Source organism: Pseudomonas sp. SDO55104_S430, assembly GCF_054070595.1.
Map to the genome: position 1 here is coordinate 1 of NZ_JBSVXG010000082.1, position 25,295 is coordinate 25,295.

A 25,295-nucleotide genomic window follows, 5' to 3' on the forward strand; every position below is an offset into this window, starting at 1 on the left:
GGCCTGCCTGACGGCAGGCCGTTACCGGCCCGCACACAAAAAATCTGACACTCCCGCCTTCACATTCAGACAACAATTACCCGCTTTCCCCTCATCCAGCCTTTATGGCAATTTGCAGACCCTTTGTTGAGGCCAGCCCCCATGGCAAACCCCTACCGCGAACTGTTCAAGGCCCCGGGCAGCCGGGCCTTCGTGCTCGCCGGCATGATTGCGCGCATGCCGATTTCCATGACCGGCATTGGCCTGATCACCATGCTCTCGCAGTTGCAGGGCGGGTATGGGCTGGCCGGCGCGGTGGCGGCGACTTTCGCCCTGGCCACGGCGTTCTGCGCGCCTCAGGTCTCGCGATTGGTCGACCGTTTTGGCCAGGGAAGGATTCTGCCGATCGCGGCGCTAATCGGCGGCGGGTCGTTGTTGATGGTGCTGCTTTGCACCCGCTTGCAGGCGCCGCAGTGGACGCTGTTCCTGTTCGCCGCCATCGCCGGCTGCATGCCGAGCATGTCGGCCATGGTGCGGGCGCGCTGGACCGAGTTGTATCGCGGCCAGCCGCAACTGCAAACCGCGTATGCCCTGGAGTCGGTGCTGGACGAGGTCTGCTTTATCGTCGGCCCGCCGCTGTCCGTGGGGCTATGTGTGGTGGCGTTTCCCGAGGCCGGCCCGCTTGTGGCTGCTTTGATGCTCGGCATCGGCGTCACCGCGTTCGTCCTGCAACGCAGCACCGAACCGCCCATTCATCCCCATGAAGAACACCATGCCGGCTCGATCATCCGCTCTGTGGACATCCAGCTGTTGCTGGCGTTGGTGGTCGCCATGGGCACCATCGTCGGGGTGATCGATGTGGTCAGCGTGGCCTTCGCCGAGCAGCAGGGCCAGCCGGCGGCGGCGAGCATCGTGTTGTCGGTGTACGCCATCGGCTCGTGCCTGGCAGGGTTGGCCTTTGGCGCGCTGCGTTCGAAAGTGCCGCTGCCGCGCCTGTTCCTTTATGGCGGGGTGGCGACGGCGGTGACGACCTTGCCGTTGCTGCTGGCGGTGAACATCCTCGGCCTGTCGCTGGCGGTGTTCGTCGCCGGCCTGTTTTTCGCCCCGACGCTGATTGTCGCGATGGCGCTGGTGGAGCAGATCGTACCGCCGGCCAAACTCACCGAAGGCCTGACCTGGCTGGTGACCGGGTTGAGCATCGGCGTGGCGATTGGTGCGGCGAGTTCCGGGTGGCTGGTGGATGCGTTTGGTGCACGCAGCGGGTTCTGGGTGGCGATTGCGGCGGGGGTGGTGGTGCTTGGGTCGGCGATCCAAAGCTATCGTCATCTGAAGTAGTCGACCACCTGTAGGAGCGAGCACGCTCGCGATGGAGGTCAACGATAACGCTGGCTGCCTGACACCCCGCGGTGCCCTGTCGTCCATCGCGAGCATGCTCGCTCCTACAGTGGATTTGCGTTCGACTAAATTTCTGCGGTGTTCATCCGTTCTCCCATTCAGACAACCCACAAGGAAAGCCCGGTGACCCAGCTGACATTGCTGTGCCTGCCTTACTCAGGCGCGAGTGCCATGGTTTACAGCCGCTGGCGCAACAAACTGCCGCAATGGCTGAAAGTACAGCCGGTGGAGCTGCCGGGGCGGGGCGCGCGTTTCGGCGAACCGTTGCACACAGACATGCGCCGGCTGGCGCTGCAACTGGCCCAGGAACAGAAGGCCACCCTCAAGGCGCCGTATGCGCTGTTCGGCCATAGCCTCGGGGCGTTGCTGGCCTGCGAGATGGCCCATGCCTTCCGTTCGCTGGGTTGTCCGGAACCGGTGGCGCTGTTCGCTTCGGGTACCGCCGCGCCGACCCTGCGCGCCGACTACGACCGCGGTTTCGCCGAGCCCAAGACTGGCGCCGAGCTGATCGACCAACTGCGCACCCTCAACGGCACCAGCGAGGAAGTGCTGGCCAACGAAGAGCTGATGAGCCTGACCCTGCCGATCCTGCGTGCCGACTTTCAGCTGTGCGGACGCTTCGAGCCCCTGCAACGGCCCTTGCTCAACTGCCCGGTGCATGTCCTGGGCGGCAAGGCTGACCGCGCCACCACCGAGCAATTGATCGGCTGGAGCAAGGAAACCTACGGCAGCTTTTCCGTGGACATGCTGAGTGGCGGGCACTTCTTCATCCATGAGCATGAGGCCAAGGTGCTGAAGGTGATCAAGGATCAGCTTGAGGTTCATCATCGGCGGCATGCGATGGCGACTGTGGGTTAACCACCTCTCAAGCCTCACACTTTCCCCCTGTGGGAGCGGGCTTGCTCGCGAATGCGGTGGATCAGTCAACATTTGTGGATCTGACCCACCGCATTCGCGAGCATGCCCGCTCCCACATTTTTGATTTCTGTCGGCCACAAAATCCGCGCTCCACCTCCCCACCTGACAGTTATTCTCATTCGCTAATTTTTCCGGTCTGCATTCGTTCTATAGGGACGACGTGCCTTTGTGCTTCCCGCCACTGATCCGGATACCCAGAAATGAATGCTGAAGATTCCTTGAAACTTGCTCGCCGGTTTATCGGGTTGCCCCTGGAAAAGCGCCAGATGTTCCTCGCGGCCTTGCACAAGGAGGGGGTGGATTTCGCCCGGTTTCCGATTCCCACCGGCGTCGAGGCCGAGGATCGTCAGGCGTTGTCCTACGCCCAGCAGCGCATGTGGTTTCTCTGGCAACTGGACCCGCAGAGCGGCGCCTACAACCTGCCGGGCGCGGTGCGACTGACTGGCAAACTCAACCTGCCGGCGCTGGAACAGGCCTTCGCCGCCCTGGTGGCGCGCCATGAAACCCTGCGCACGGTGTTCGCGCCGCAAGCCGACGACAGCCTGCTGCAAGTGCCCGCCACCGAATCATTGGCGATCAATCACGTCGACTTCAGCGCCTTGCCCGCCAGCGAGCGCGAACAGGCCGTCGCCCAGGCTGCCGAACGACAATCCGTACAACCCTTCGATCTCGGCACCGGTCCACTTTTAAGAGTCACGCTGCTCAAGCTCGCGGATCAGGAACACGTCCTGCTGCTGACCCTGCACCACATCGTCTCCGACGGCTGGTCGATGAACGTGCTGATCGACGAATTCATCCGTTGCTACGACGCCTTCGACGCCGGCACGCAACCGCAATTGCCTCCGCTGCCGATCCAGTACAGCGACTACGCCCTGTGGCAGCGCCGCTGGCTGGAAGCCGGCGAGCATGCGCGTCAACTGGACTACTGGCAGGCGCAACTCGGCGACGAGCACCCGGTGCTGGAACTGCCCACCGATCACCCGCGTCCGGCGATGCCGAGCTATCGCGGTACTCGCTACGAATTCGCCGTGGACGGCCAGTTGGCCGAGCAACTGCGGGCCACCGCGCAACAGCACAACATCACCCTGTTCATGCTGCTGCTCGGCGCCTTCAATGTGCTGCTGCATCGCTACACCGGACAGCGCGACATTCGTGTCGGCGTGCCGATCGCCAACCGCAACCGGGGCGAGATCGAGGGCCTGATCGGTTTCTTCGTCAACACCCAAGTATTGCGGACCGAGCTGGACGGCCAGACCCGGGTCGACCAACTGCTACAGCGCATCAAGGAAACCGCTCTCGGCGCCCAGGCCCACCAGGACCTGCCGTTCGAACGCTTGGTCGAAGCCCTGAAGCTGGAGCGCAGCCTCAGCCATACGCCGCTGTTCCAGGTGATGTACAACCACCAGCCGCAGGTCGCGGACATTTCCACGGTCAGCACCCGATCCGGCCTGGCGCTGGGACTGATCGAGTGGCAAGGCCGCACCACCCAGTTCGACCTGACCCTCGACACCTGGGAGAAGGGCGGCAAGCTGCACGCCGCGCTGACCTACGCCAACGACCTGTTCGACGCGGCGACCATTGCGCGCATGGCGCAACACTGGACGCACCTGCTGCGGGGCATGGTCGGCGATGCCGGGCAACGCATCAGCGATCTGCCACTGTTGGAGCAGGCCGAGTACCAGCTCATCGTCCATGACTGGAACCGCGCCGATGCGCCTTTCGCGCAGGACCTGTGCATTCATCAACTGATCGCCCGGCAGGCAGCCGAAACCCCGGATGCATTGGCTGCGACCTTCGGCCTTGAACAACTGACCTACAAGCAACTCGACGAGCAGGCCAACCGCCTGGCCCACAAGCTGATCGAACTCGGCGTCGGCCCGGAAGTGCGGGTCGGCGTGGCGATGCAGCGCTCGGAGCAACTGCTGGTGGCCTTGCTGGCGGTGCTCAAGGCCGGCGGCGCCTACGTACCGCTCGACCCGGATTACCCGGCCGAGCGCGTCGCCTACATGCTCGAAGACAGCCGCGCCCTGGTGCTGCTGACCGAGCAAGCCGTGGCTGAAACCCTGACCGTTGCCGACGACACCTCCGTCGTGCTGCTGGACCGCATCGAGCTGGCCGCCTATCCGACCAGCGCAGCGACCACCCGCGTCACGCCCGACAACCTGGCCTACGTGATCTACACCTCCGGCTCCACCGGAAAGCCCAAGGGCGTGGCCATCGCCCACCGCAACGTGCTGGCGCTGATCGACTGGTCGCAGTCGGTGTACAGTCGCGAGGACATTCAGGGCGTGCTGGCCTCGACTTCGGTGTGCTTCGACCTGTCGGTGTGGGAACTGTTCGTGACCCTGGCCAACGGCGGCTCGGTGATCATCGCCCGCAATGCCCTGGAGCTGCCGCTGCTGCCGGCCCGGGATCAGGTGCGCCTGATCAACACCGTGCCGTCGGCGATCAACGCGCTGCAACGGGACGCGCATATTCCGCCGAGTGTGCGCATCATCAACCTGGCGGGGGAGCCGCTGAAGCAGAGCCTGGTGGATGCGCTGTATCGGCAGGCCACTGTCGAGCATGTCTACGATCTCTACGGCCCTTCCGAAGACACCACATATTCCACCTGGACCCGTCGCGAAGCCGGTGGCCGGGCCAATATCGGCCGTCCGCTCATGCACACCGCCAGCTACCTGCTGGACGCCGATCTGCAACCGGTGCCCCAAGGCGTGGCCGCCGAGCTGTACCTGAGTGGTGCCGGCATCACCCGCGGTTATCTGGCGCGACCGGGCCTGACCGCCGAAAAATACGTGCCGAACCCGTTCTCCAGCAACGGCGAACGCCTGTACCGCACCGGCGACCTGACCCGTTATCAGGCCGACGCCAGCCTGCAATACGTCGGCCGCATCGACCATCAGGTCAAGGTGCGCGGCTTTCGTATCGAGTTGGGTGAGATCGAAGCGCGGTTGCTGCAACAGGACACCGTGCGCGAACTGGCGGTACTCGCCCAGGAAGGCGCCAGCGGTCAGCAACTGGTGGCCTACATCGTGCCGAGCGATCCGGCGCTGTTAACCGACAACGATGCGCAAAACAGCCAACGTGAAACCCTGAAAGCGGCGTTGCGTCAGCACCTGCCGGACTACATGGTCCCGGCCTTCCTGTTGTTCCTCGAACAACTGCCGCTGACCCCCAACGGCAAACTCGACCGCAAGGCACTGCCGGCGATTGACGGCTCCAGCCAGCAGCGCGAACACGTCGCGCCACGCAGCGCCCTGGAAAAATCCCTCGCGGCGATCTGGCAGGACGTGCTGGCCGTCGAGTCGGTCGGCTTGGAAGACAATTTCTTCGAACTGGGCGGCGACTCCATCGTGTCGATGCAAGTGGTCAGCCGCGCCCGCCAGGCCGGGATCCTGTTGAGCCCCAAGGACCTGTTCCAGCACCAGACCGTGCGCAGCCTGGCCCAGGCCGCCCGCACCGGCGAACTGACGCCGATCGACCAGGGCCCGGCAGCGGGCGCCGTGGCGCTGGCGCCGGTGCAACAGTGGTTCTTCGAACAGGTCATTCCAGAGCGTCAGCATTGGAACCAGTCGCTGCTGCTGGTGCCTCGCGAGCCGTTGAACCTTGAAGCACTGGAACGCGCCCTCGAACAACTGCTGACCCATCACGACAGCCTGCGCCTGCGTTATCAACAGACCGACGGCGGCTGGCAGCAAACCTACGCCGCGCCGACCACCGACTCGGTGCTGTGGCGCCGCGAAGCCTCATCGGTCGAAGCACTCAACACCCTGTGCGACGAAGCCCAGCGCAGCCTCGACCTGCATAACGGCCCGCTGCTGCGCGCCCTGTGGGTGGCAATGGCCGACGGCAGCGAACGTCTGCTGCTGGTGGTTCACCACTTGGCGGTGGACGGCGTGTCCTGGCGCGTGTTGCTCGAAGACCTCCAGCAGTTCTACACCGGCGGCAGCGTGCCGGCGAAAACCAGCAGCTATCAGCGCTGGGTCGCCGGTTTGCAGAATCATCTGGGCGCCTTTGAGCAGAGCCTCGGTCACTGGCAGACGCAACTGCAGGACGCCCCGACGGACCTGCCATGTGAACGCCCGAACGGCGCACTGGAAAACCGTTTCGAACACAAGCTGGAAATCCGCCTCGACAGCGAACAGACCCGCAAACTGCTGCAACAGGCCCCGGCGGCCTATCGCACCCAGGTCAACGACCTGCTGCTGACCGCCCTGGCCCGCGCCGTTTGCCTGTGGAGCGGGGAGGGCAGCACGCTGATCGAGCTCGAAGGCCATGGCCGCGAAGACCTGTTCGAAGGCGTCGACCTGACCCGCACGGTCGGTTGGTTCACCAGCCTGTTCCCGGTCAACCTCAAACCTGCCGCCGATCTTGGCGCCTCGATCAAGTCGATCAAGGAACAACTGCGCGCCGTGCCGGACAAGGGCCTGGGTTACGGCGCGCTGCGTTACCTGGGCGACGCACAGACCCGCGCCGAGCTCGCGGCGCTCCCTCAGCCGCGCATCACCTTCAACTATCTGGGGCAGTTCGACCGTCAGTTCGACGAGGGCGCGCTGTTCACTCCGTCCACCGAAGGCAACGGCATCGCCCAGGATCCGGCGGCGCCGCTGGGCAACTGGCTGGTGGTGGAAGGGCAGGTGTACGGCGGCGAGCTGTCTCTGAGCTGGGGTTTCAGCCGCGAGATGTTCGACACCGCGACCGTCCAGCGTCTGGGGGACGAGTATGCGCAACAACTCAATGCGCTGATCGAACACTGCTGCTCGCTCGAAACAGCACAAGCCACCCCATCGGACTTCCCGCTGGCGTGCATCAGCCAGGGGCAACTCGACGATCTGTCGCCGGCAAACCTCGAAGACTTGTACCCGCTGTCGCCGATGCAACAGGGCATGCTGTTCCACACCCTCTACGAACCGCAGGTTGGCGCCTACATCAGCCAGCTGCGCCTGGACATCGGCGGCCTGGACACCGCGCGTTTCACCCGCGCCTGGCAGGCGGCGGTCGAGCGTCACGACATCCTGCGCAGCAGCTTCCACTGGCTAGGACTCGACGTCGCGCATCAGGCGATTGCCCGTTCGGTGGTACTGCCGCTTGAAGTGCTTAACGCCACCGACACCGACGCACTGGCCGACGCCGAGCGTGATGAAGGATTCGAACTGGGCAGCGCGCCACTGTTCCGCCTCAAACTCGTTCAAACCGGCACTGACGCCTGGCACCTGATCTACACCAGCCATCACATCCTGATGGACGGCTGGAGCAACGCCCAATTGCTCGCCGAAGTGATCCAGCACTACGCCGCCGGGCAGTCGATGCCAGCGCCAACCGGGCACTACCGCGATTACCTGGGCTGGTTGCAACAGCAATCGGCAACAGCGGGCGAGCAGTTCTGGAAAACCGCACTGGCCCCGCTGGAAACCCCGACCCTGCTGGCCGAAGCCCTGCGCCCGCCGGTGGGCGCCGAAGGCAGCGAGGAGTACCGCGCGGCGCTGGACGTGCGCACCACCCAGCGTCTGGCCGCATTCGCCCGCGAGCAGAAAGTCACCCTCAACACCTTGCTGCAAGCGGCCTGGAGCCTGTTGCTGCAACGCTACACCGGTCAGGATTGCGTGGTGTTCGGCGCCACCGTGGCCGGCCGTTCGGCCCCGCTGCCGGGAATCGAAGAACAGCTGGGCCTGTTCATCAACACCCTGCCGCTGGTCTGCGCGATCAAGCCTGCACAAACCGTCAGCCAATGGCTCGGCGAGTTGCAAGGGCTAAACCTGGCGATGCGTGAATTCGAGCATGTGCCGCTGTACGACATTCAGGGTTGGGCGGGGCAGCAGGGTTCGGCGCTGTTCGACAGCCTGCTGGTGTTCGAAAACTTCCCCGTGGCCGAAGCGCTGAAACAGGGCGCACCGGCCGGGCTGTCGTTCGGCAACCTGCACAACCACGAACGCACCCACTATCCGCTGACCCTGGGCATCGAACTGGGCGAAGCCCTGAGCCTGGACTTCAGCTACGACAGCGCGCGTTTCAGCGCCGCGCAAATCGAGCGTCTGTCCGCCCAGTTGCAGCACCTGCTGGCGCAACTTGTTGCATCGCCGGAAAAAGCCCTCGGCACCCTGCAACTGCTCGACGCCGATGGCCAGAATGCAGTGCTCGCCATCAGCCAACCTGCCACGGTCGAGTTATCCACAACACAACTGGCCCACGAACAAATCGCCGCCCAGGCCGCCGCGAACCCGGACGCCCTGGCCGTGCAAGTCGAAGGTCAAACCCTGACCTTCGGCCAGCTCAACACCCAGGCCAACCACCTGGCCCAACGCCTGATCGACCACGGCGCCGCCCCCGGCAAGCGCATCGGCCTGGCCCTGCACCGCGGCCCGCAACTGATCGTCAGCCTGCTGGCCGTCCTCAAGACCGGCGCCGCCTACGTCCCGCTCGACCCGAAATACCCAACCGAACGCCTGACCTACATGATCAACGACAGCCGCCTGGACCTGCTGCTGTCCGAATCTGATCTGCTCAAAGATCTCCCCACCCACCTGACACACCTCAACATCAACGACACCACCCAACCCCCTGTAGGAGCAAGGCTTGCCCGCGAAGAGGCCCGCCCAGACACCAACGATCTCGCCTACATCATCTACACCTCCGGCTCCACCGGCCAACCCAAAGGCGTCGCCATCACCCACGGCGCCCTGCGCGAGTTCTGCCAGACCGCCGCCGGCTATTCGCGCCTGACACCCAACGACCGCGTCCTGCAATTCGCCACCTTCAGCTTCGACGGCTTCGTCGAGCAATGCTTCCCGGCCCTGTGCGTCGGCGCCGCCCTGATCATGCGCGGCGACGACCTGTGGGACGCCGGCCGCCTGGCCAGCGAAATCGTCCGGCAGGGCGTCACCGTGGCCGACTTGCCCGCCGCCTACTGGTTCCTGCTCGCCCGCGAATCGGCCAGCGGCGTGGTGCAAAACCTCGGCAACCTGCGTCAGGTCCATGTCGGCGGCGAAGCCATGTCGGTGGAAGGCCTGCGACTGTGGCATCAGGCCAGCTTGAACCACATCCGCTTGCTCAACACCTACGGCCCGACCGAAGCCACCGTGGTGTCCAGCACCCACGAATGCCAACTGCACGACGCCAGCGACGCCTTCGGCATCCCCATCGGTCGCGCCATCGCCGGTCGTGCCCTGTACGTGCTCGATGCCGCAGGCCAGCTGATGCCTTCCGAAGGTGTGGGCGAGCTGTGCATCGGCGCACCGGCCTGCCTGGCGCAAAGCTATTTCAACCGTCCGGCGCTGACCGCCGAGCGCTTTCTGCCGGACCCGTTCGCCATTGAGCCGGGCGCGCGCCTGTACCGCAGCGGCGACCTGGCGCGCTACAACGGCAACGGTGATCTGGAATACGTCGGACGCATCGACCATCAGGTGAAAATCCGCGGTTTCCGCATCGAAATGGGCGAGATCGAAGCCTGCCTGCAAGCCCGGGACGAAGTGCGCGAAGCCGCGGTCATCGCCCAGGACGGCACGCAACTGGTGGCGTACATCGTCGCCAGCGGCGCGGTGAACAGCGAAGCGGACTATCTGCAAAGCCTCAAGGCGATCCTGCAAAAGTCACTGCCCGATTACATGGTGCCAAGCCACCTGGTCCTGCTCGAAAAGCTGCCGCTGAACAACAACGGCAAACTCGACCGCAAGTCCCTGCCTCGGGCCGAAGCGGCGGCTGCACAACGCGTCTTCGTGGCTCCGGCTCAAGGACTCGAAACCCAACTGGCTCAGATCTGGCAGGAAGTGCTGCAGGTCGAGCAGGTGGGCCGCGACGACAACTTCTTCGCCCTCGGCGGTCATTCGCTGCTGGTGCTGCAAGTGATCTCCCGCGCCCGTCAGCAACTGCAACTCGAACTGTCGGTCAGCAGCCTGTTCTCGGCGGGTAGCCTCGCGGAATTTGCCGAACGTGCCGCCCGCGCCAGCGCCGGCAATCAACCGCCGCTGCAACCCGCGCAGGCGGATCAACCCAAAGTGCTGTCCTACGCCCAGCAACGCCAGTGGATTCTCTGGCAGCTGGACCCGCACAGCAGCGCCTACAACATCCCGGCCGCTTTGCGTCTCAAGGGCGCGCTGAACCGCGAAGCACTGCGTCAGGCCTTCGAGCAATTGCAGGCCCGCCACGAAACCCTGCGCACCACCTTCGAACAGGACGGCCAACAGGCACGGCCGGTGATTCATGCCGAACTGCCGCTGCAACTCGTCGAACGTTCCATCGATGAATCGGCCATCGACCATGCGGTGGCTGAGGAAATCGCCCAGCCGTTCGATCTGCGTAACGGCCCGCTGTGGCGCGCCGTGCTGCTGCAAGTCGGCAGCGACGAGCATGTGCTGGTGCTCACCGTGCACCATATCGCCGCCGATGGCTGGTCGATGCAGGTGATGGTCGATGAGTTCAGCGCCCTGTATCAGGCCGCCGTCACCGGCAATGCCGCGAACCTGAGCGCATTGCCGGTGGCCTACAGCGATTACGCCCGCTGGCAGCGCGACTGGCTGGAAGCCGGGGAGGGCGCACGCCAGTTGAGATGGTGGCGCGAACAGCTGCAAGGCAGCCAGGCTCCCTTGGAATTGCCGAGCGAACTGAGCCGTCCGGCCCGTCGCAGCGGACGCGGCGCCAGCCTGACGCTGAACGTCGATCAAGCGCTGCTGGCCGGCCTGCGAGCCTGCGCGCAGGAGCAGCAAGTGACGTTGTTCATGCTGTTGCTGGCCAGCTTCCAGACCCTGCTGCATCGCCAGAGCGGGCAGTCGGGCATCAGCGTCGGCGTGCCGAGCGCCGGCCGTTCGCGCCTGGAAACCGAAGGCCTGATCGGCTTCTTCATCAACACCCAGGTGCTGCGCGCCGAGATCGACGGGCAGCAGCCGTTCAGCACCTTGCTGCAACAGGTCAAGCGCACCGCGCTGGCGGCCCAGTCCCATCAGGACCTGCCGTTCGAGCAACTGGTGGACGCCCTGCAACCGGACCGCAGCCTCAATCACAGCCCGCTGTTCCAGGTGCTCTACAACCATCAGCAGCAACTGGGCGCCAGCGTCGAACGCACGGTTGGCGAGTTGCAGGTCCAGCGCCTGCACTGGCAGCAACACACCGCGCAATTCGATCTGGTGCTCGATACCCAGGAGCAGGGCGACACACTGGACGCCAGCCTGAGCTACGCCAGCGACCTGTACGACGAAGCCTCGATGCAGCGCCTCGCCGAACAGTGGCTGAACCTGCTACGCGCCGTGGTCGTCGATCCACAGCAGCGGGTCGCGGAACTGCCGTTGCTGCAAGCGCCGCAGTACCCCGAGTTGATCCAGCATTGGAACCCGGCGTTCCAGGCGCAACCGGCAACGCCGACTTTGCATCAGCTGTTCGAAGCCCAGGTTGCGCAACGGCCGAGCGCCATCGCCCTGAGTCATGAAGGCGAGCACCTGAGCTACGCCGCGCTCAACGCACAGGCCAACCGCCTGGCGCGCAAGCTGCGTGAGCAGGGCGTCGGCCCGGAAGTGAAGGTGGGTATCGCCACCGAGCGGGCGATGCCGCTGGTGGTCGGCCTGTTGGCGATCCTCAAGGCCGGTGGCGCCTACGTGCCGCTGGACCCGCAATACCCGGCCGAGCGCCTGAGCTACATGATCGAGGACAGCGGCATTGCGCTGCTGCTGACTCAGGAGCACTTGATGGAAGGCCTGCCGTCCCGCGACGGCGTGCAGGTGCTGGACCTGACGTCCCTGCAACTGAACGGCTACGCCAGCGACAACCTGCCGCCGCTGTCGACCCCGGACAACCTGGCCTACGTGATCTACACCTCCGGCTCCACCGGGCGACCGAAAGGCGCGCTGCTCAGCCATGGCAACGTCGGGCGTTTGCTGAGCGCAACGGCTGAGGAATTCAACTTCGGCGCCGACGATGTCTGGACCCTGTTCCATTCCTACGCCTTCGATTTCTCGGTGTGGGAGCTGTTCGGTTCGCTGTGCACCGGTGGCCGCCTGGTGATCGTGCCGTACTACATCAGCCGCGAGCCACAGGCGTTCCATCGGCTGCTCTGCGATGAAGGCGTGACCGTGCTCAACCAGACCCCGAGCGCCTTCCGTCAGCTGCTGCCGATTGCCTGCGCCAGCCCGCAGAACCTCGCGCTGCGTCAGGTGATCTTCGGCGGCGAAGCGCTGGAAGTCGCGAGCCTGCGCCCGTGGTTCGAGCGCTTCGGCGATCAACAGCCAACCCTGGTCAACATGTACGGCATCACCGAAACCACGGTGCACGTGACCTACCGCGCCATCCGCCTGGCGGACCTCGATGGCAAGGCGCAAAGCCCGATCGGCCTGCCGATCCGCGACCTGCGCTGGTACTTGCTCGACAGCCAGCTGCAACCGGTGCCGGTGGGCGTCGCGGGCGAGCTGTATATCGCCGGTGCTGGCCTGGCGCGGGGTTATCACGGGCGTTTCGGCCTGACTGCCGAGCGCTTCGTGCCGAGCCCGTTCGACCCGTCGCAACGCCTGTACCGCAGTGGCGATCTGGCACGCCAGCGCGACGACGGCAGCATCGATTACCTGGGACGCATCGACCAGCAAGTGAAGATTCGCGGCTTCCGCATCGAACTGGGCGAGATCGAGGCCGCGCTGCTGGCACAACCCGGCGTGCGCCAGGCGGTGATCAGCGTGCACAACGCCGACGCCGGACCGCAGCTGTGCGCCTACGTGGTGGCCGAGCAGACCCCGAGCGAGCCGATCACCTGGCGCGAGCAAATGCGCGCCGCGCTCAAGGTCGATCTGCCGGACTACATGGTGCCCAGCCACTGGCTGCTGCTCGATGAGCTGCCCTTGACCGGCAACGGCAAGCTCGACCGCAAGGCCCTGCCGTTGCCCGACGCCGAAGACTGGCAGCGTCCGTTCGAAGCCCCCGAAGGCGCGCTCGAACAGCAACTGGCGGCGATCTGGGCCCAGGTGCTGGGCGTGGCGCGGATCGGCCGGCGCGACAACTTCTTCGAATTGGGCGGGCACTCGCTGCTCGCCGCCCAGGCCAGCGCCCGCGTGGAACTGGAACTGGGCATCGAGCTGCCGCTGCGCGCGCTGTTCGAAACCAACGACCTTCAGGCCTATGCCGCCATGGCCGGTCAACAGGCCCCGACTGACAACGATGCCCGTCTGGATGCGCTTGAGTCGCTCCTCGACGAGATGGAGATCAACTGATGGAACACACCACCGCCATGCGTATCGCCACCCGCTTCGCCGGCCTGCCCGCCGACAAGCGCCGCGAATTCCTGACACGCATGCAAGAGCAGGGCGTCAGCTTCGGCCAGTTGCCGATTCCGCCCACCGCCGAACCCCAGGCCGCTTTCGAGCTGTCCTACGCGCAGCAGCGCCAGTGGTTTCTCTGGCAGCTCGATCCCCAGGGCAGCGCCTACAACATTCCCGCGGCGCTGCGTCTGGAAGGCCCGCTGAATCTTGCAGCATTGCAAACAAGCTTCGACGTGCTGCTGGAGCGGCACCAGAGCCTGCGCAGCCGTTTTGTCGAAGACGACGGACAGGTGCTGCTGACGCTGGCGTCGGTCAGCTCGCTGGCCATCGAGCAGCATGATCTGCGCAATGAACCGCAGCCGCTCGAGTCGGCAATGAACAAGGTCGACGCGGAGATCGCCCGGCCGTTCGATCTGCAACACGGCCCGCTGCTGCGGGTGAGCCTGTTGCAGCTGGACGCCGAAGACCACGTGCTGGTGCTGACCCTGCACCACATCGTCACCGACGGCTGGTCGATGGGCGTGCTGGTGGAGGAGTTTTCCCGCCTGTATGCCGCCCATTGCCAGGGCAAGGGCGCGGAGCTTGAAGCGCTGCCGATTCAGTATTCGGACTACGCCGCCTGGCAGAAGCGCTGGATGGAAGCGGGGGAGCTTGAGCGTCAACTGAACTGGTGGCGCAACACCCTCGGCAGCGAACAGCCGCTGCTGGAACTGCCGACCGATCGCCCGCGTCCGGCGCAACCGAGCCAGCGCGGTGCCCGCCTGGATTTCGCGCTCGACCCTCAACTGGCCAGCGGCCTGATGGCCCTGGCCAAACAGCGCGGGGTCACGCCGTTCATGCTGTTGCTGGCCAGTTTCCAGGCCCTGCTGTACCGCTACAGCGGCCAGTCCGACCTGCGCATTGGTGTGCCGATCGGCAATCGCAATCGCGCGGAAACCCGTGGCCTGATCGGCTTCTTCGTCAACACCCAGGTGATGCGCTCCGAGCTTGATGGCCGCCTGCCGTTCAGCCAGTTGCTGGAGCAGACCCGCGCCGCGTCGCTGGATGCCCAGGATTATCAGGACCTGCCATTCGAGCGTCTGGTGCAGGCGCTGCAAGGCGAGCGCAGCCTCAGCCACAGTCCGTTGTTCCAGGTGATGTTCAACCACCAGCAGGCGCGGCCGACGGCGGTCAGCGGCTTGCTCGCGGGCCTGCGAGTGCAGGCGCTGAACGCCACGGCGCCCACCACCCAGTTCGACCTGCAACTGGACACCCAGGAACAGGGCGAGCAGCTGTTCGCCAGCCTGACCTACGCCACCGACCTGTTCGACGCCGAGCGCATCGAGCATCTGGCGCAGCATTGGCGCAACCTGTTGGCCGGCGTCCTGGCCAACCCGCAAACCCCGATTGCCGAACTGCCGCTGCTGGACGCCGACGAGCGCCTGCGCATCCTCGACGACCTCAACGACACCGCCCACCTCTATCCGGGCGAAGTCTGCGTACAGCGCCATTTCGAAGCGCGGGTGATTGAAAACCCGCACGCGACGGCTCTGGTGTTCCAGGGCCAGTCCCTGAGTTACGCCGAGCTGAACCTGCGCGCCAATCGCCTGGCCCATCACCTGCGTGCGCAGGGTGTGGGCCCGGAAGTGATCGTCGGCATCGCCTGCGAGCGTTCCTTCGAAATGGTCGTCGGCCTGCTGGCGATCCTCAAGGCCGGTGGCGCGTACGTGCCGCTGGACCCGGAATACCCGCTGGACCGCCTGAGCTACATGATCGAAGACAGCGGCATTGCGTTGCTGCTGACCCAGGACCATTTGCTGGCGCAACTGCCGACCCCGGACCACGTGCGCACCTTGTGCCTGCAAGCAGACGCCGAGTGGTTGAGCGAGCTGCCGGGCACGGATCTGCCCAACGTCGCGCTGGCGGAAAACCTCGCCTACATGATCTACACCTCCGGCTCCACCGGAAAACCCAAGGGCGCGGGCAACCGTCATGTGGCGCTGCACAACCGCATCGAGTGGATGCAGGACGCCTACCACCTGCAGCCGACAGACCGCGTGCTGCAAAAGACCCCGTTCAGCTTCGACGTGTCGGTCTGGGAGTTCTTCTGGCCGTTGATGAAAGGCGCGACCCTGGTGATCGCAGCTCCAGGCGAGCACCGCGATCCGCAACGCCTGGCGGCGCTGATCGTCGAACAGCGCATCACCACGCTGCACTTCGTGCCGTCGATGCTTTCGGCCTTCATCGCCGCCGACGAGGCGCTGGCCTGCACCTCGCTGACCCGGATCATCTGCAGTGGCGAAGCGCTGCCGATGGAGCTGCAACGCCAGACCCTGCGCAGCCTGCCCCAAGCCAATCTGTACAACCTCTATGGCCCGACCGAAGCGGCCATCGACGTGACCCACTGGACCTGCGTGGAAGAGGACCGCGACAGCGTGCCGATCGGTCGACCGATCGCCAACCTGCGCACCTGCATCCTCGACAGCGAACTGCAACCCTTGCCGATGGGCGCGGTGGGTGAGCTGTACCTGGGCGGTGTCGGCCTGGCGCGGGGTTATCACCGTCGCGGCGCGTTGACCGCCGAACGTTTCGTGGTCGATCCGTTCGGTAGCGGCGAGCGGCTGTACCGCACCGGTGACCTGGCGCGCTACCGCGCCGACGGCGCCATCGACTACTGCGGGCGCATCGACCATCAGGTGAAGATTCGCGGCCTGCGTATCGAGCTGGGCGAGATCGAAGCGCGCCTGCAGGAACACGCCGAGGTGCAGGAAGCCGTGGTGCTGGCCCTCGACGGTCCGAGCGGCAAGCAACTGGTGGCCTATGTCGTGCCGCAGGATCGTGCGCTGGTGGCGGCCGACGCCGAGCAGCAGGGCGCCTGGCGAGAAACCCTGAAAACCCATCTGCTCGGCAGCCTGCCGGACTACATGGTGCCGGCGCAGACGGTGCTGATCGAACAGATGCCCCTGAGCCCCAACGGCAAACTGGAACGCAAGCGCCTGCCGGCACCGACCGCGCAGGTCAGCCAGCGCGCCTTTGAAGCGCCACGCACCGCCCACGAAAAAGCACTGGCGCAGATCTGGCAGGAGGTGCTGGGCGTCGAGCAGGTCGGGCGCCAGGACAATTTCTTCGAGCTGGGCGGCGACTCGATCATTTCGATCCAGGTGGTCAGCCGCGCCCGCCGCGCCGGCCTGAGCCTGCAACCGCGTGACCTGTTCCAGCAGCAGACCCTGCAAGCCCTGGCCACGGTGGTCAAGGAACAGGCCGCACCGCTGGCGCAACAAGGGCCGGTGGACGGTGTGCAAAAGCTCACGCCGATCCAGCGCTGGTTCTTCGAAGAGCCGATCCCGCAACGGGCCCACTGGAACCAGGCGGTGTTGCTGACCCCGCGTGAAACCCTGGAACTGCCGCGTCTGCAAGGCGCCCTGCAACGCCTGCTCAAGCAGCACGATGCTCTGCGCCTGCGCTTCAGCCAGATCGACGGTCAATGGTCGGCCCGCTACGTCGGCGCCGACAGTGCCGATGTGATCGACATGCTCTGGACCGCCCGGGTGGCCAGCGATGCTTCGCTGGAATCGGTGTGCGACGAAGCCCAGCGCAGCCTCAGCCTGCAGGACGGCCCGCTGTTGCGGGTGGCATTGATTGCCCAGGCCGATGGTTCGCAACGCTTGCTGCTGGTGATCCATCACCTGGCCGTGGACGGCGTGTCCTGGCGGGTGCTGCTGGAAGATTTGCAGGCGGCTTATCAAGGTGAAGCGCTGCCGCCGAAGACCAGTTCGTTCCAGGCGTGGGCCGAGAAACTCGACGGCTATGCGCGTTCCGATGCTGCCATTGATGAATTGAGCTGGTGGCAGGATCAATTGAGCGGTGCGAGCGATGTTTTGCCGGCTGCCAATCCACAGGCCAGTCAGGCCGGGCATCTGCGTCAGGGCGTGAGCATCGGCCTTGATCGCGAGCAGACCCGCCAACTGCTGCAACAGGCCCCGGCGATCTACCGCACCCAGGTCAACGACCTGCTGCTGACCGCGCTGGCGCGCAGCCTCAGCCGCTGGACCGGCAGCGAGTCGGCGTTGATCCAGCTCGAAGGCCACGGCCGCGAAGAGCTGTTCGACGACATCGACCTGACCCGCACCGTCGGCTGGTTCTCCAGCCTGTTCCCGGTGCGCCTGACCCCGACGACTGATCTGGGCGGTTCGATCAAGGCGATCAAGCAGCAACTGCGCGAAATCCCGGGCAAGGGCCTGGGCTACGGCCTGCTGCGCTATTTGGGCGATGCCACTGCGCAAGCCGCGCTGGCCGCTCTGCCTCAGGCGCGGGTGACCTTCAACTACCTGGGCCAGTTCGACCAGAGCTTCGCCGAGGACGCGCTGTTCTCCCCTGCGCGGGAATCCAGCGGCGCCGCGCAGTCGGCCGATGCGCCGCTGCCGAACTGGCTGTCGGTGGACGGGCAGGTGTACGGCGGCGAACTGAAACTGGACTGGACCTTCAGCCGCGACTGCTTCGAGCGTCGCGAGATTGAAGCCCTGGCCGATGATTTCCGCACTGAACTGCTGGCGCTGATCGCCCATTGCCTGAGCGATGGCGCAGGCGGCGTGACCCCGGCGGACTTCCCGCTGGCGCGTTTGAGTCAGGCGCAACTCGATGCACTGCCGGTGCCGCCGGCGCAGATCGAAGACCTTTATCCGTTGTCGCCGATGCAGGCCGGCCTGCTTTTCCACAGCCTGTATGAGTCGGCGTCTGGCGCCTACGTAAACCAGCTCAGCGTCGAAGCCCGTGGCCTCGATCCACAGCGACTGGGCCAGGCCTGGCAGGCGGTGCTCGACAGCCACGCCATCCTGCGCAGCAGCTTCCACTTCCCCGAAGGTGTCGAGGCGCCGGTGCAACTGGTGCACCGTCATCTGCCGCTACCGTTCACCTGTCTGGACTGGCGCGAACGCGGCGATCAGGCGCAAGCACTGGCGCAACTGGTCGACAGCGAACGCCTGCAACTCGATCCGAGCCGTGCGCCGTTGATGCGCCTGGCCCTGGTGCGCCTGGACGACGAGCGCCAGCAACTGATCTACACCCACCATCACCTGCTGCTCGATGGCTGGAGCAACTCGCTGCTGCTCAGCGAAGTGCTGCAGCGTTACGCCGGGCAGGACGTGCCGGCAGCCAGCGGGCGTTTCGCCGACTACATCGGCTGGCTGCAACGCCAGGATGCCGAGGCCGACGAGCAGTTCTGGCGTGGGCAACTGGCGAGTCTCGATAACCCGACGTTGCTGGCCCAGAGCCTGGGTCACAGTCATCAAAGCGCAGGCTTTGCCGACCATCGCCAGACCTTCGACGTCGCCACCACCCAGCGTTTCAGCGAGTTCGCCCGTCAGCGCAAAGTCACCCTCAACACCCTGGTGCAAGGCGCCTGGGCCCTGTTGCTGCAACGCTACAGCGGCCAACGCAGCGTGGCGTTCGGCGCCACGGTGGCGGGGCGTCCGGTGGACTTGCCGGGGGCGGAAAGCCAGCTCGGCCTGTTCATCAACACCTTGCCGGTGATCAGCAGCCCGGATGCGGTGGAAAGCGTCGAGCAGTGGCTCGACCGTTTGCAGGCGCAGAACCTGGAGTTGCGCGAGCATGAGTTCACCGCACTGGGCGACATCCAGCGCTGGGCCGGACGGGCCGGCGAGCCGCTGTTCGACAGCCTGCTGGTGTTCGAAAACTTCCCGGTGGCCGAAGCGCTGCAACAGGGTGCGCCGGCGGGCCTGAGTTTCTCGATCCCGCAAAACCACGAACGCACCAACTTCCCGCTGACGATTGCCGCTACGGCCGAAAGCCAGCTGAGCCTGAACTGGAGCTACCAGTGCAGCCACTTCAGCGCCGAGACCATTGCCCGCTTGAGCGAGCATCTGGCGGCGCTGCTGGCGGCGATGGTCGCCGCGCCCCATGCCGCCCTGAGCGAACTGGACCTGCTGACCGCCGCCGAGCGTCAGCAGCAACTGGTGGAATGGAACCCGACGTTCACGGCTGCGCAAAATCCGCTGTGCGTGCATCAGCTGATCGAAGCCCAGGCCGAGATTCGTCCACAGGCCACGGCGCTGATCTTCAACGATCTGGAACTGACCTTCGACCAGCTCAACCGCCGCGCCAACCAATTGGCCCATCGCCTGCGCGCACTGGGCATCGGCCCGGAAGTGCGGGTCGGCCTGGCGATGCAGCGCTCGCCGGAAATGATCGTCGGCCTGCTGGCGATCCTCAAGGCGGGCGGCGCCTACGTGCCGCTGGACCCGGCCTATCCGGCCGAGCGCCTGAGCTACCTGATGGCCGACAGCGGCATCTCGCTGCTGATCAGCCAGTCCTGGCTGCGGGAAAAACTGCCGCTGCCGCAAGGCCTGTCGGTGCTGGACATCGACCGCGAACCGCTGGATGCCATGGCCGACAGCAACCCGGTCAACCTGACCTGCGGCGAAAACCTCGCCTACCTGATCTACACCTCGGGTTCCACCGGCCGGCCCAAAGGCGTCAGCGTGGCCCACGGTCCGCTGGCCATGCACTGCCTGTCCATCGGCGAGCTGTACGGCATGACCCCGGAAGACCGCGAGCTGCAATTCGCCTCCATCAGCTTCGACGGCGCCCACGAGCGCTGGCTGACGCCTCTGGTGTTCGGCTCGGCGGTGATGCCCCGCGACGACGAGTTGTGGAGCGTGGAGCGCACCTGCGCCGAGATCGAAAAACACCGCATCACCATCGCCTGCTTCACCCCGACGTACCTGGGGCAGATCGCCGATTTCATGGGCGAGGCTGGGCGCGATTTGCCGATCCGTTCCTACACCCCGTGCGGTGAAGGCATGGCCAAGCACGCCTTCGACGAGGTGCAGCAGATCCTGCAACCCAAGCGCCTGATCAACGGCTACGGCCCGACCGAAACGGTGATCACGCCGCTGATCTGGCTGGCCTACCCGGACACCGAATTCGACTCGGCTTTCATGCCGATCGGCCGGCCGGTGGGCAACCGCAGCGCCTACATCCTCGACGGCGGCTTGCAGCCGTTGCCGGTGGGCGTGGCGGGCGAGTTGTACCTGGGCGGCGAGGGCGTTGCCCGGGGTTATCACCAGCGTCCGGACCTGACCGCCGAACGTTTCGTGCCGGACCCGTTCGTGCCGGGGGCGCGCCTGTATCGCAGCGGCGACCTGGCGCGGTTCCGTGCCGATGGCGTGGTGGAATACCTGGGCCGGATCGACCAGCAAGTGAAGATTCGCGGTTTCCGTATCGAGCTGGGCGAAATCGAAGCCTGCCTGCTGGAACACGACGGCGTGCGTGAGGCCTTCGTGATCGACCGCGAAGGCCCGACCAGCCGGCAACTGGTGGGCTATGTGGTGCCACGGGATCCACAGGCCGACGAACATGCGCTGCGTGACGTCCTGACCGCGCATCTACGCAGCCGCCTGCCGGCGCACATGCTGCCGGCGCATCTGATGTGCCTGGATGCGCTGCCACTGACGCCGAACGGCAAGCTGGATCGACAAGGCCTGCCGGCGCCGGAAGCCACGCGCCAGCGTGAGGATCAGGTAGCCGCCGCAACAGGCGCCGAAGCGCTGCTGGTGGAGATCTGGCAGGAGCTGCTGGGCCTGGATTCGGTGGGCGTGACCGAGAACTTCTTCGAACTCGGCGGCGATTCGATCATCTCCCTGCAAGCGGTCAGCCGCGCCGGGCAGCGCGGGCTGGTGTTCAGTCCCAAGCAACTGTTCGAGCAGCAGACCATTCGAGCACTGGCGGCGGTGGCCGACAGTCGCGCGGGCGCGTTGGTTTCGGTACCGAAAGTCGAGGCCTTTACCTTGGTGCCGCACATCGATGTGGCCGCGCGTGAGGGGCTGCAAGACCTGTATCCGCTGTCGCCGATGCAGCAGGGCATGTTGTTCCATTGCCTGGACTCACCGGAGCTCAACCCTTACGTCAACCAGTTGAGCGTCGAGGTCGACGGCTTGCAGGTGCCGCGTTTCCGCGCTGCCTGGCAGGCGCTGATCGAGCGTCATGAAGTGCTGCGCGCGGCGTTCCGCTGGCGCGATGGCCTGGCCGATCCGCTGCAGGCGGTGTTCGCCGAGGTGGATCTGCCGATCGAAGAACTCGATTGGCGCGAGCGTACTGACACCGAACAGGCGCTGCGTGAGCTGGCCGAAGCCGAGCAGGCCAAGGGCTTCGATCTGAGTTGCCCGCCGCTGATGCGCTTCATCATGATTCGCCTGGGTGAAAACCGCCACCAGATGATCTGGGTCTACCATCACCTGCTGCTCGACGGCTGGAGTGCTTCGCGCCTGCTGGGCGAGATGCTGCGCCTGTATCACCACGACAGCTTGCCGGCATTGACCGGTCGCTACGCCGACTACATTGCCTGGCTGCAACGCCAGGACGCGGCCCAAGCCGAAGGTTTCTGGCGCGAGCGCCTGGCGTTGCTGGAAGCACCGACCATTCTGGCCAAGGCTTCCGGTGCCGAAGGTTCCGGCCATGGCGTGATGTACAGCGACCTCGACGCCCAGGCCACGGGGAAACTACAGCGCTTCGCCAAGGCCCAGCGCGTCACCTTGAACACCCTGGTGCAAGGCGCCTGGTTGTTGCTGCTGCAACGCCACAGCGGTCAGCGCAGCGTGGCGTTCGGCGCGACGGTGGCGGGGCGTCCGACGGAGCTCGTCGGTGCCCAGGAGATGCTCGGGCTGTTCATCAACACCTTGCCGGTGATCCAGACCCTCGACCCGCAGCAACCGCTGGGCGAGTGGCTGCGGGAGTTGCAGGCCTACAACCTGAGCGTGCGCGACTACGAGCACACGCCGCTGTCCGACATCCAGCGTTGGGCCGGGCAGGGTGGTCAGGGCCTGTTCGACAGCATCATCGTGTTCGAGAACCATCCGGTGGACCGCGCGCTGAAAGGCGGCGAGGAAGGCGAACTGCGCTTTGCCGATGTCGGTAGCGGTGGCGTAACCAACTTCCCGATGGACTTGATGGTCAGTGCCAACGATGAAGGGCTGGAGGTGGAGTATCTGTATCTGCGCGATCGCTTCAGCGAGGTGGAAGTGCAGCGGATTCGGGCGCAGCTGGAAGGGTTGTTGCGTGCCTTGCCGGAGGATGCCGATTGCCTGCTGGGCAACATCGGCTTGCCCGAGGCGCGGTTGAGTCTGCCCCAGGCGTCGACGGAGTCTTCCGATTTGCTGCACAGCTTCAATCAGCACGTTCGCACTCAGCCACAGAAAATCGCGCTGTTCTGCGAGGAGCGGGAAGTCAGCTACGCCGATCTCGATGCGCAGGCCAACGGGCTGGCGCAGCAACTGGTCGGCCGTGGTATCGGTGCCGAAAGCATGGTGGCGGTGGCGTTGCCGCGTTCGGAGCGCACCATTGTTGCTTTCCTCGCCGTGCTCAAAGCCGGTGCCGCGTATCTGCCGCTGGACCTGGCTTACCCGGCCGAGCGACTGGCGTACATGCTCGGCGATTCGGAGGCGAGCCTGCTGATTTGCGACAGCGATCTGGGTGAGCGTCTGCCGTTGGCCGACAGCCCGCCGCGCTTGTTGCTCGATCAGTTGAGTGTCGCCGGCAGCAGCGAATGTCCGGTGGTCGATCCACTGCCCGGGCATCTCGCCTACCTGATCTACACCTCCGGTTCGACCGGCCAACCCAAGGGCGTGGCCGTGGCGCGGGGGCCGATTGCCCGGCATTGCCGCGGCATCATCGACCTGTATGAACTGGTACCGGACAGCCGCGAACTGCACTTCATGTCGTTCGCCTTCGACGGTGCCCAGGAGCGTTGGCTCAGCGTGATGCTGGCCGGTGGCAGCCTGGTGATCCGCGAGGACAACCTGTGGACGCCGGAGCAGACCCTGCAAATGCTGCATCGCCACAGCGTCACCGTGGCCTGTTTCCCGCCGGCGTACCTGCAACAGATGGCCGAAGTCGCCGAGCGCCTGGGCAATCCGCCGGCGGTGCAGGTGTATTGCTTCGGCGGTGATGCAGTGCCGGATGCCAGCTTCGAGCAGGTCAAGCGTGCGTTGCTTCCGCAGCGTCTGGTCAACGGCTACGGCCCGACCGAAACCGTGGTCACGCCGCTGTTGTGGCGTGCCGAGGCCAGCGAGCGTTGCGAGGCGGCCTACGCACCGATTGGTCGTGGCGTGGCCGGGCGTGGTTTGTACATTCTCGACGCCGACCTGAACCCGTTGCCGGTGGGGGTCAGCGGTGAGCTGTACCTGGGTGGCGAGTGCCTGGCCCGGGGTTATCACCAGCGTCCGGGCATGAGCGCCGAGCGCTTCATTCCCGATCCGTTCGAGGCCGGTGGGCGCATGTATCGCACCGGTGATCTGGTGCGCCAGCGGGAGTGCGGGCTGATCGACTACCTCGGTCGCCTCGATCAGCAGGTGAAGATCCGGGGCTTCCGTATCGAACTGGGCGAGATCGAAGCGCGTCTGCGTGAGTGTGGCGGGGTGCAGGATGCGGCGGTGGTGGTGCACGACACGCCGACCGGCAAGCAGCTGGTTGGATACGTTGTCGGTGACGGCGCTGTCGGACTTGTTCGCCGTCTGAAGGCCGAGTTGCAAGGGCAATTGCCGGACTACATGGTCCCCGCGCGAATCCTGGTGCTGGAGCGTTTCCCGCTGTCGGCCAACGGCAAGCTCGACCGTCGCGCATTGCCGCAGCCGGAGTGGGCCATCGGCGGTTACCGCGCGCCGCGCAACGCCCTGGAAACCGCGCTGACCGCGATCTGGCAAGAAGTGCTCGGCGTGCCGCAGGTGGGTATCGATGACAACTTCTTTGAACTGGGTGGCGATTCGTTGCAGGTGCTCAAGGTCATCTCGCGGGTGCGCAGCCAGCCGGAGCTGGGCTTCGAACTGAAGCTGCGGGACCTGATGCAGAAACCGTGCATCGCTGAGCTGAGCGGCTATCAGGCAGCGGAGACGGCGAGCGCCCCGGACCCGCTGCTGGCGCTCAATGGCCGGGTGGCCAACGTGCCGGCGCTGTTCTGCCTGCACGCCGGTTTCGGCACGGTGTTCGACTACGAACCGCTGGCCCGCCGCCTGGAAGGACGGCGCACGGTGTACGGCCTGCAATGCCGGATGCTGCTCGATCCACAGTGGCAGGACGAATCGCTGGCGGCGATGGCCCAGGCCTATGCGCAGCGGATTCGCGCGCAGCAGGCGGACGGTCCGTATTACTTGCTGGGCTGGTCGCTGGGTGGCGCGTTGACCCAACTGGTCGCCCATGAGCTGGAAGGGCAGGGGCAGGTGGTGGCGTTTGCCGGGCTGGTCGACAGCTATGTGGCGGGCACGGCGGAAGCGGGGGACTGGCGTGAAGATTTGGCCGACTTCCTGAAGTTTGTCCTCGGTCAACCGTCTGAAGAAGCAGAGAGGCTGATTGCCGCGAAAGCGGCTGGCCTTGGTGAGCGCGAAGGCGCCGCCGCCGTGATCGAAGCCGCCATGCACGGCGGCAACGGCCACGCGGCACTGGGGGCAAGCGAACTGACGCAGATATTCGCCACTGGCTCATCCCTCAAGCAACTGGCCCTGGCCCAGCGGCGACTGCCGAAGGTCCAGGCCACGGCACACCGCTGGTGGGTGGCCGGACGCGAGGACGAGCGCCGGGTGTTCGAAGCGCAGGTCGGACAGCACGGGGTGGATCGCCTGTTGAAGGGCGGGCACTACGAGTTGTTGCGGGGGGATGAGTTGCTGGATCAGTTGGAGGATTTACTGGAGCACAGCATGGCCAACGCCTGAAAACAGTAGTTGGCAATGCGGTCAATTGTGGCGAGGGGGCTTGCCCCCGTTGGACTGCGCAGCAGTCCCATCTTTTTGG

Annotated in this window: 4 protein-coding genes; all 4 read left to right on the forward strand. The window is 65.5% G+C overall.

Going from position 1 to position 25,295, the window contains the following annotated elements:
* Nucleotides 1-141: 141 nt before the first annotated feature.
* The 4 genes from ACW9JE_RS16085 (at nt 142) to ACW9JE_RS16100 (ending at nt 25,216) form a co-directional block, all read left to right on the forward strand.
* Nucleotides 142-1,314, forward strand: a complete 1,173-nt coding sequence (locus ACW9JE_RS16085; RefSeq protein ID WP_457433291.1) for an MFS transporter — start codon at nt 142-144, stop codon at nt 1,312-1,314.
* Nucleotides 1,315-1,497: 183 nt separating this feature from the next.
* Nucleotides 1,498-2,232 (forward strand): thioesterase II family protein, encoded by a 735-nt coding sequence (locus ACW9JE_RS16090; protein ID WP_457433292.1) that lies wholly within the window; start codon nt 1,498-1,500, stop codon nt 2,230-2,232.
* Between the two features lie 260 nt (nt 2,233-2,492).
* Nucleotides 2,493-13,472 (forward strand): amino acid adenylation domain-containing protein, encoded by a 10,980-nt coding sequence (locus ACW9JE_RS16095; RefSeq protein ID WP_457433293.1) that lies wholly within the window; start codon nt 2,493-2,495, stop codon nt 13,470-13,472.
* Nucleotides 13,472-25,216, forward strand: coding sequence for an amino acid adenylation domain-containing protein (locus ACW9JE_RS16100; protein WP_457433294.1), 11,745 nt, complete (start codon nt 13,472-13,474; stop codon nt 25,214-25,216). The genes ACW9JE_RS16095 and ACW9JE_RS16100 overlap by 1 nt, the downstream gene beginning before the upstream one ends.
* The last annotated feature ends 79 nt before the right edge of the window (nt 25,217-25,295 follow it).

Excerpts from the sequence above, each read along its gene's own strand:
- ACW9JE_RS16085 (WP_457433291.1), top strand. The coding sequence starts at position 142 with ATGGCAAACCCCTACCGCGAACTGTTCAAGGCCCCGGGCAGCCGGGCC.
- ACW9JE_RS16095 (WP_457433293.1), top strand. The coding sequence starts at position 2,493 with ATGAATGCTGAAGATTCCTTGAAACTTGCTCGCCGGTTTATCGGGTTG.
- ACW9JE_RS16100 (WP_457433294.1), top strand. The coding sequence starts at position 13,472 with ATGGAACACACCACCGCCATGCGTATCGCCACCCGCTTCGCCGGCCTG.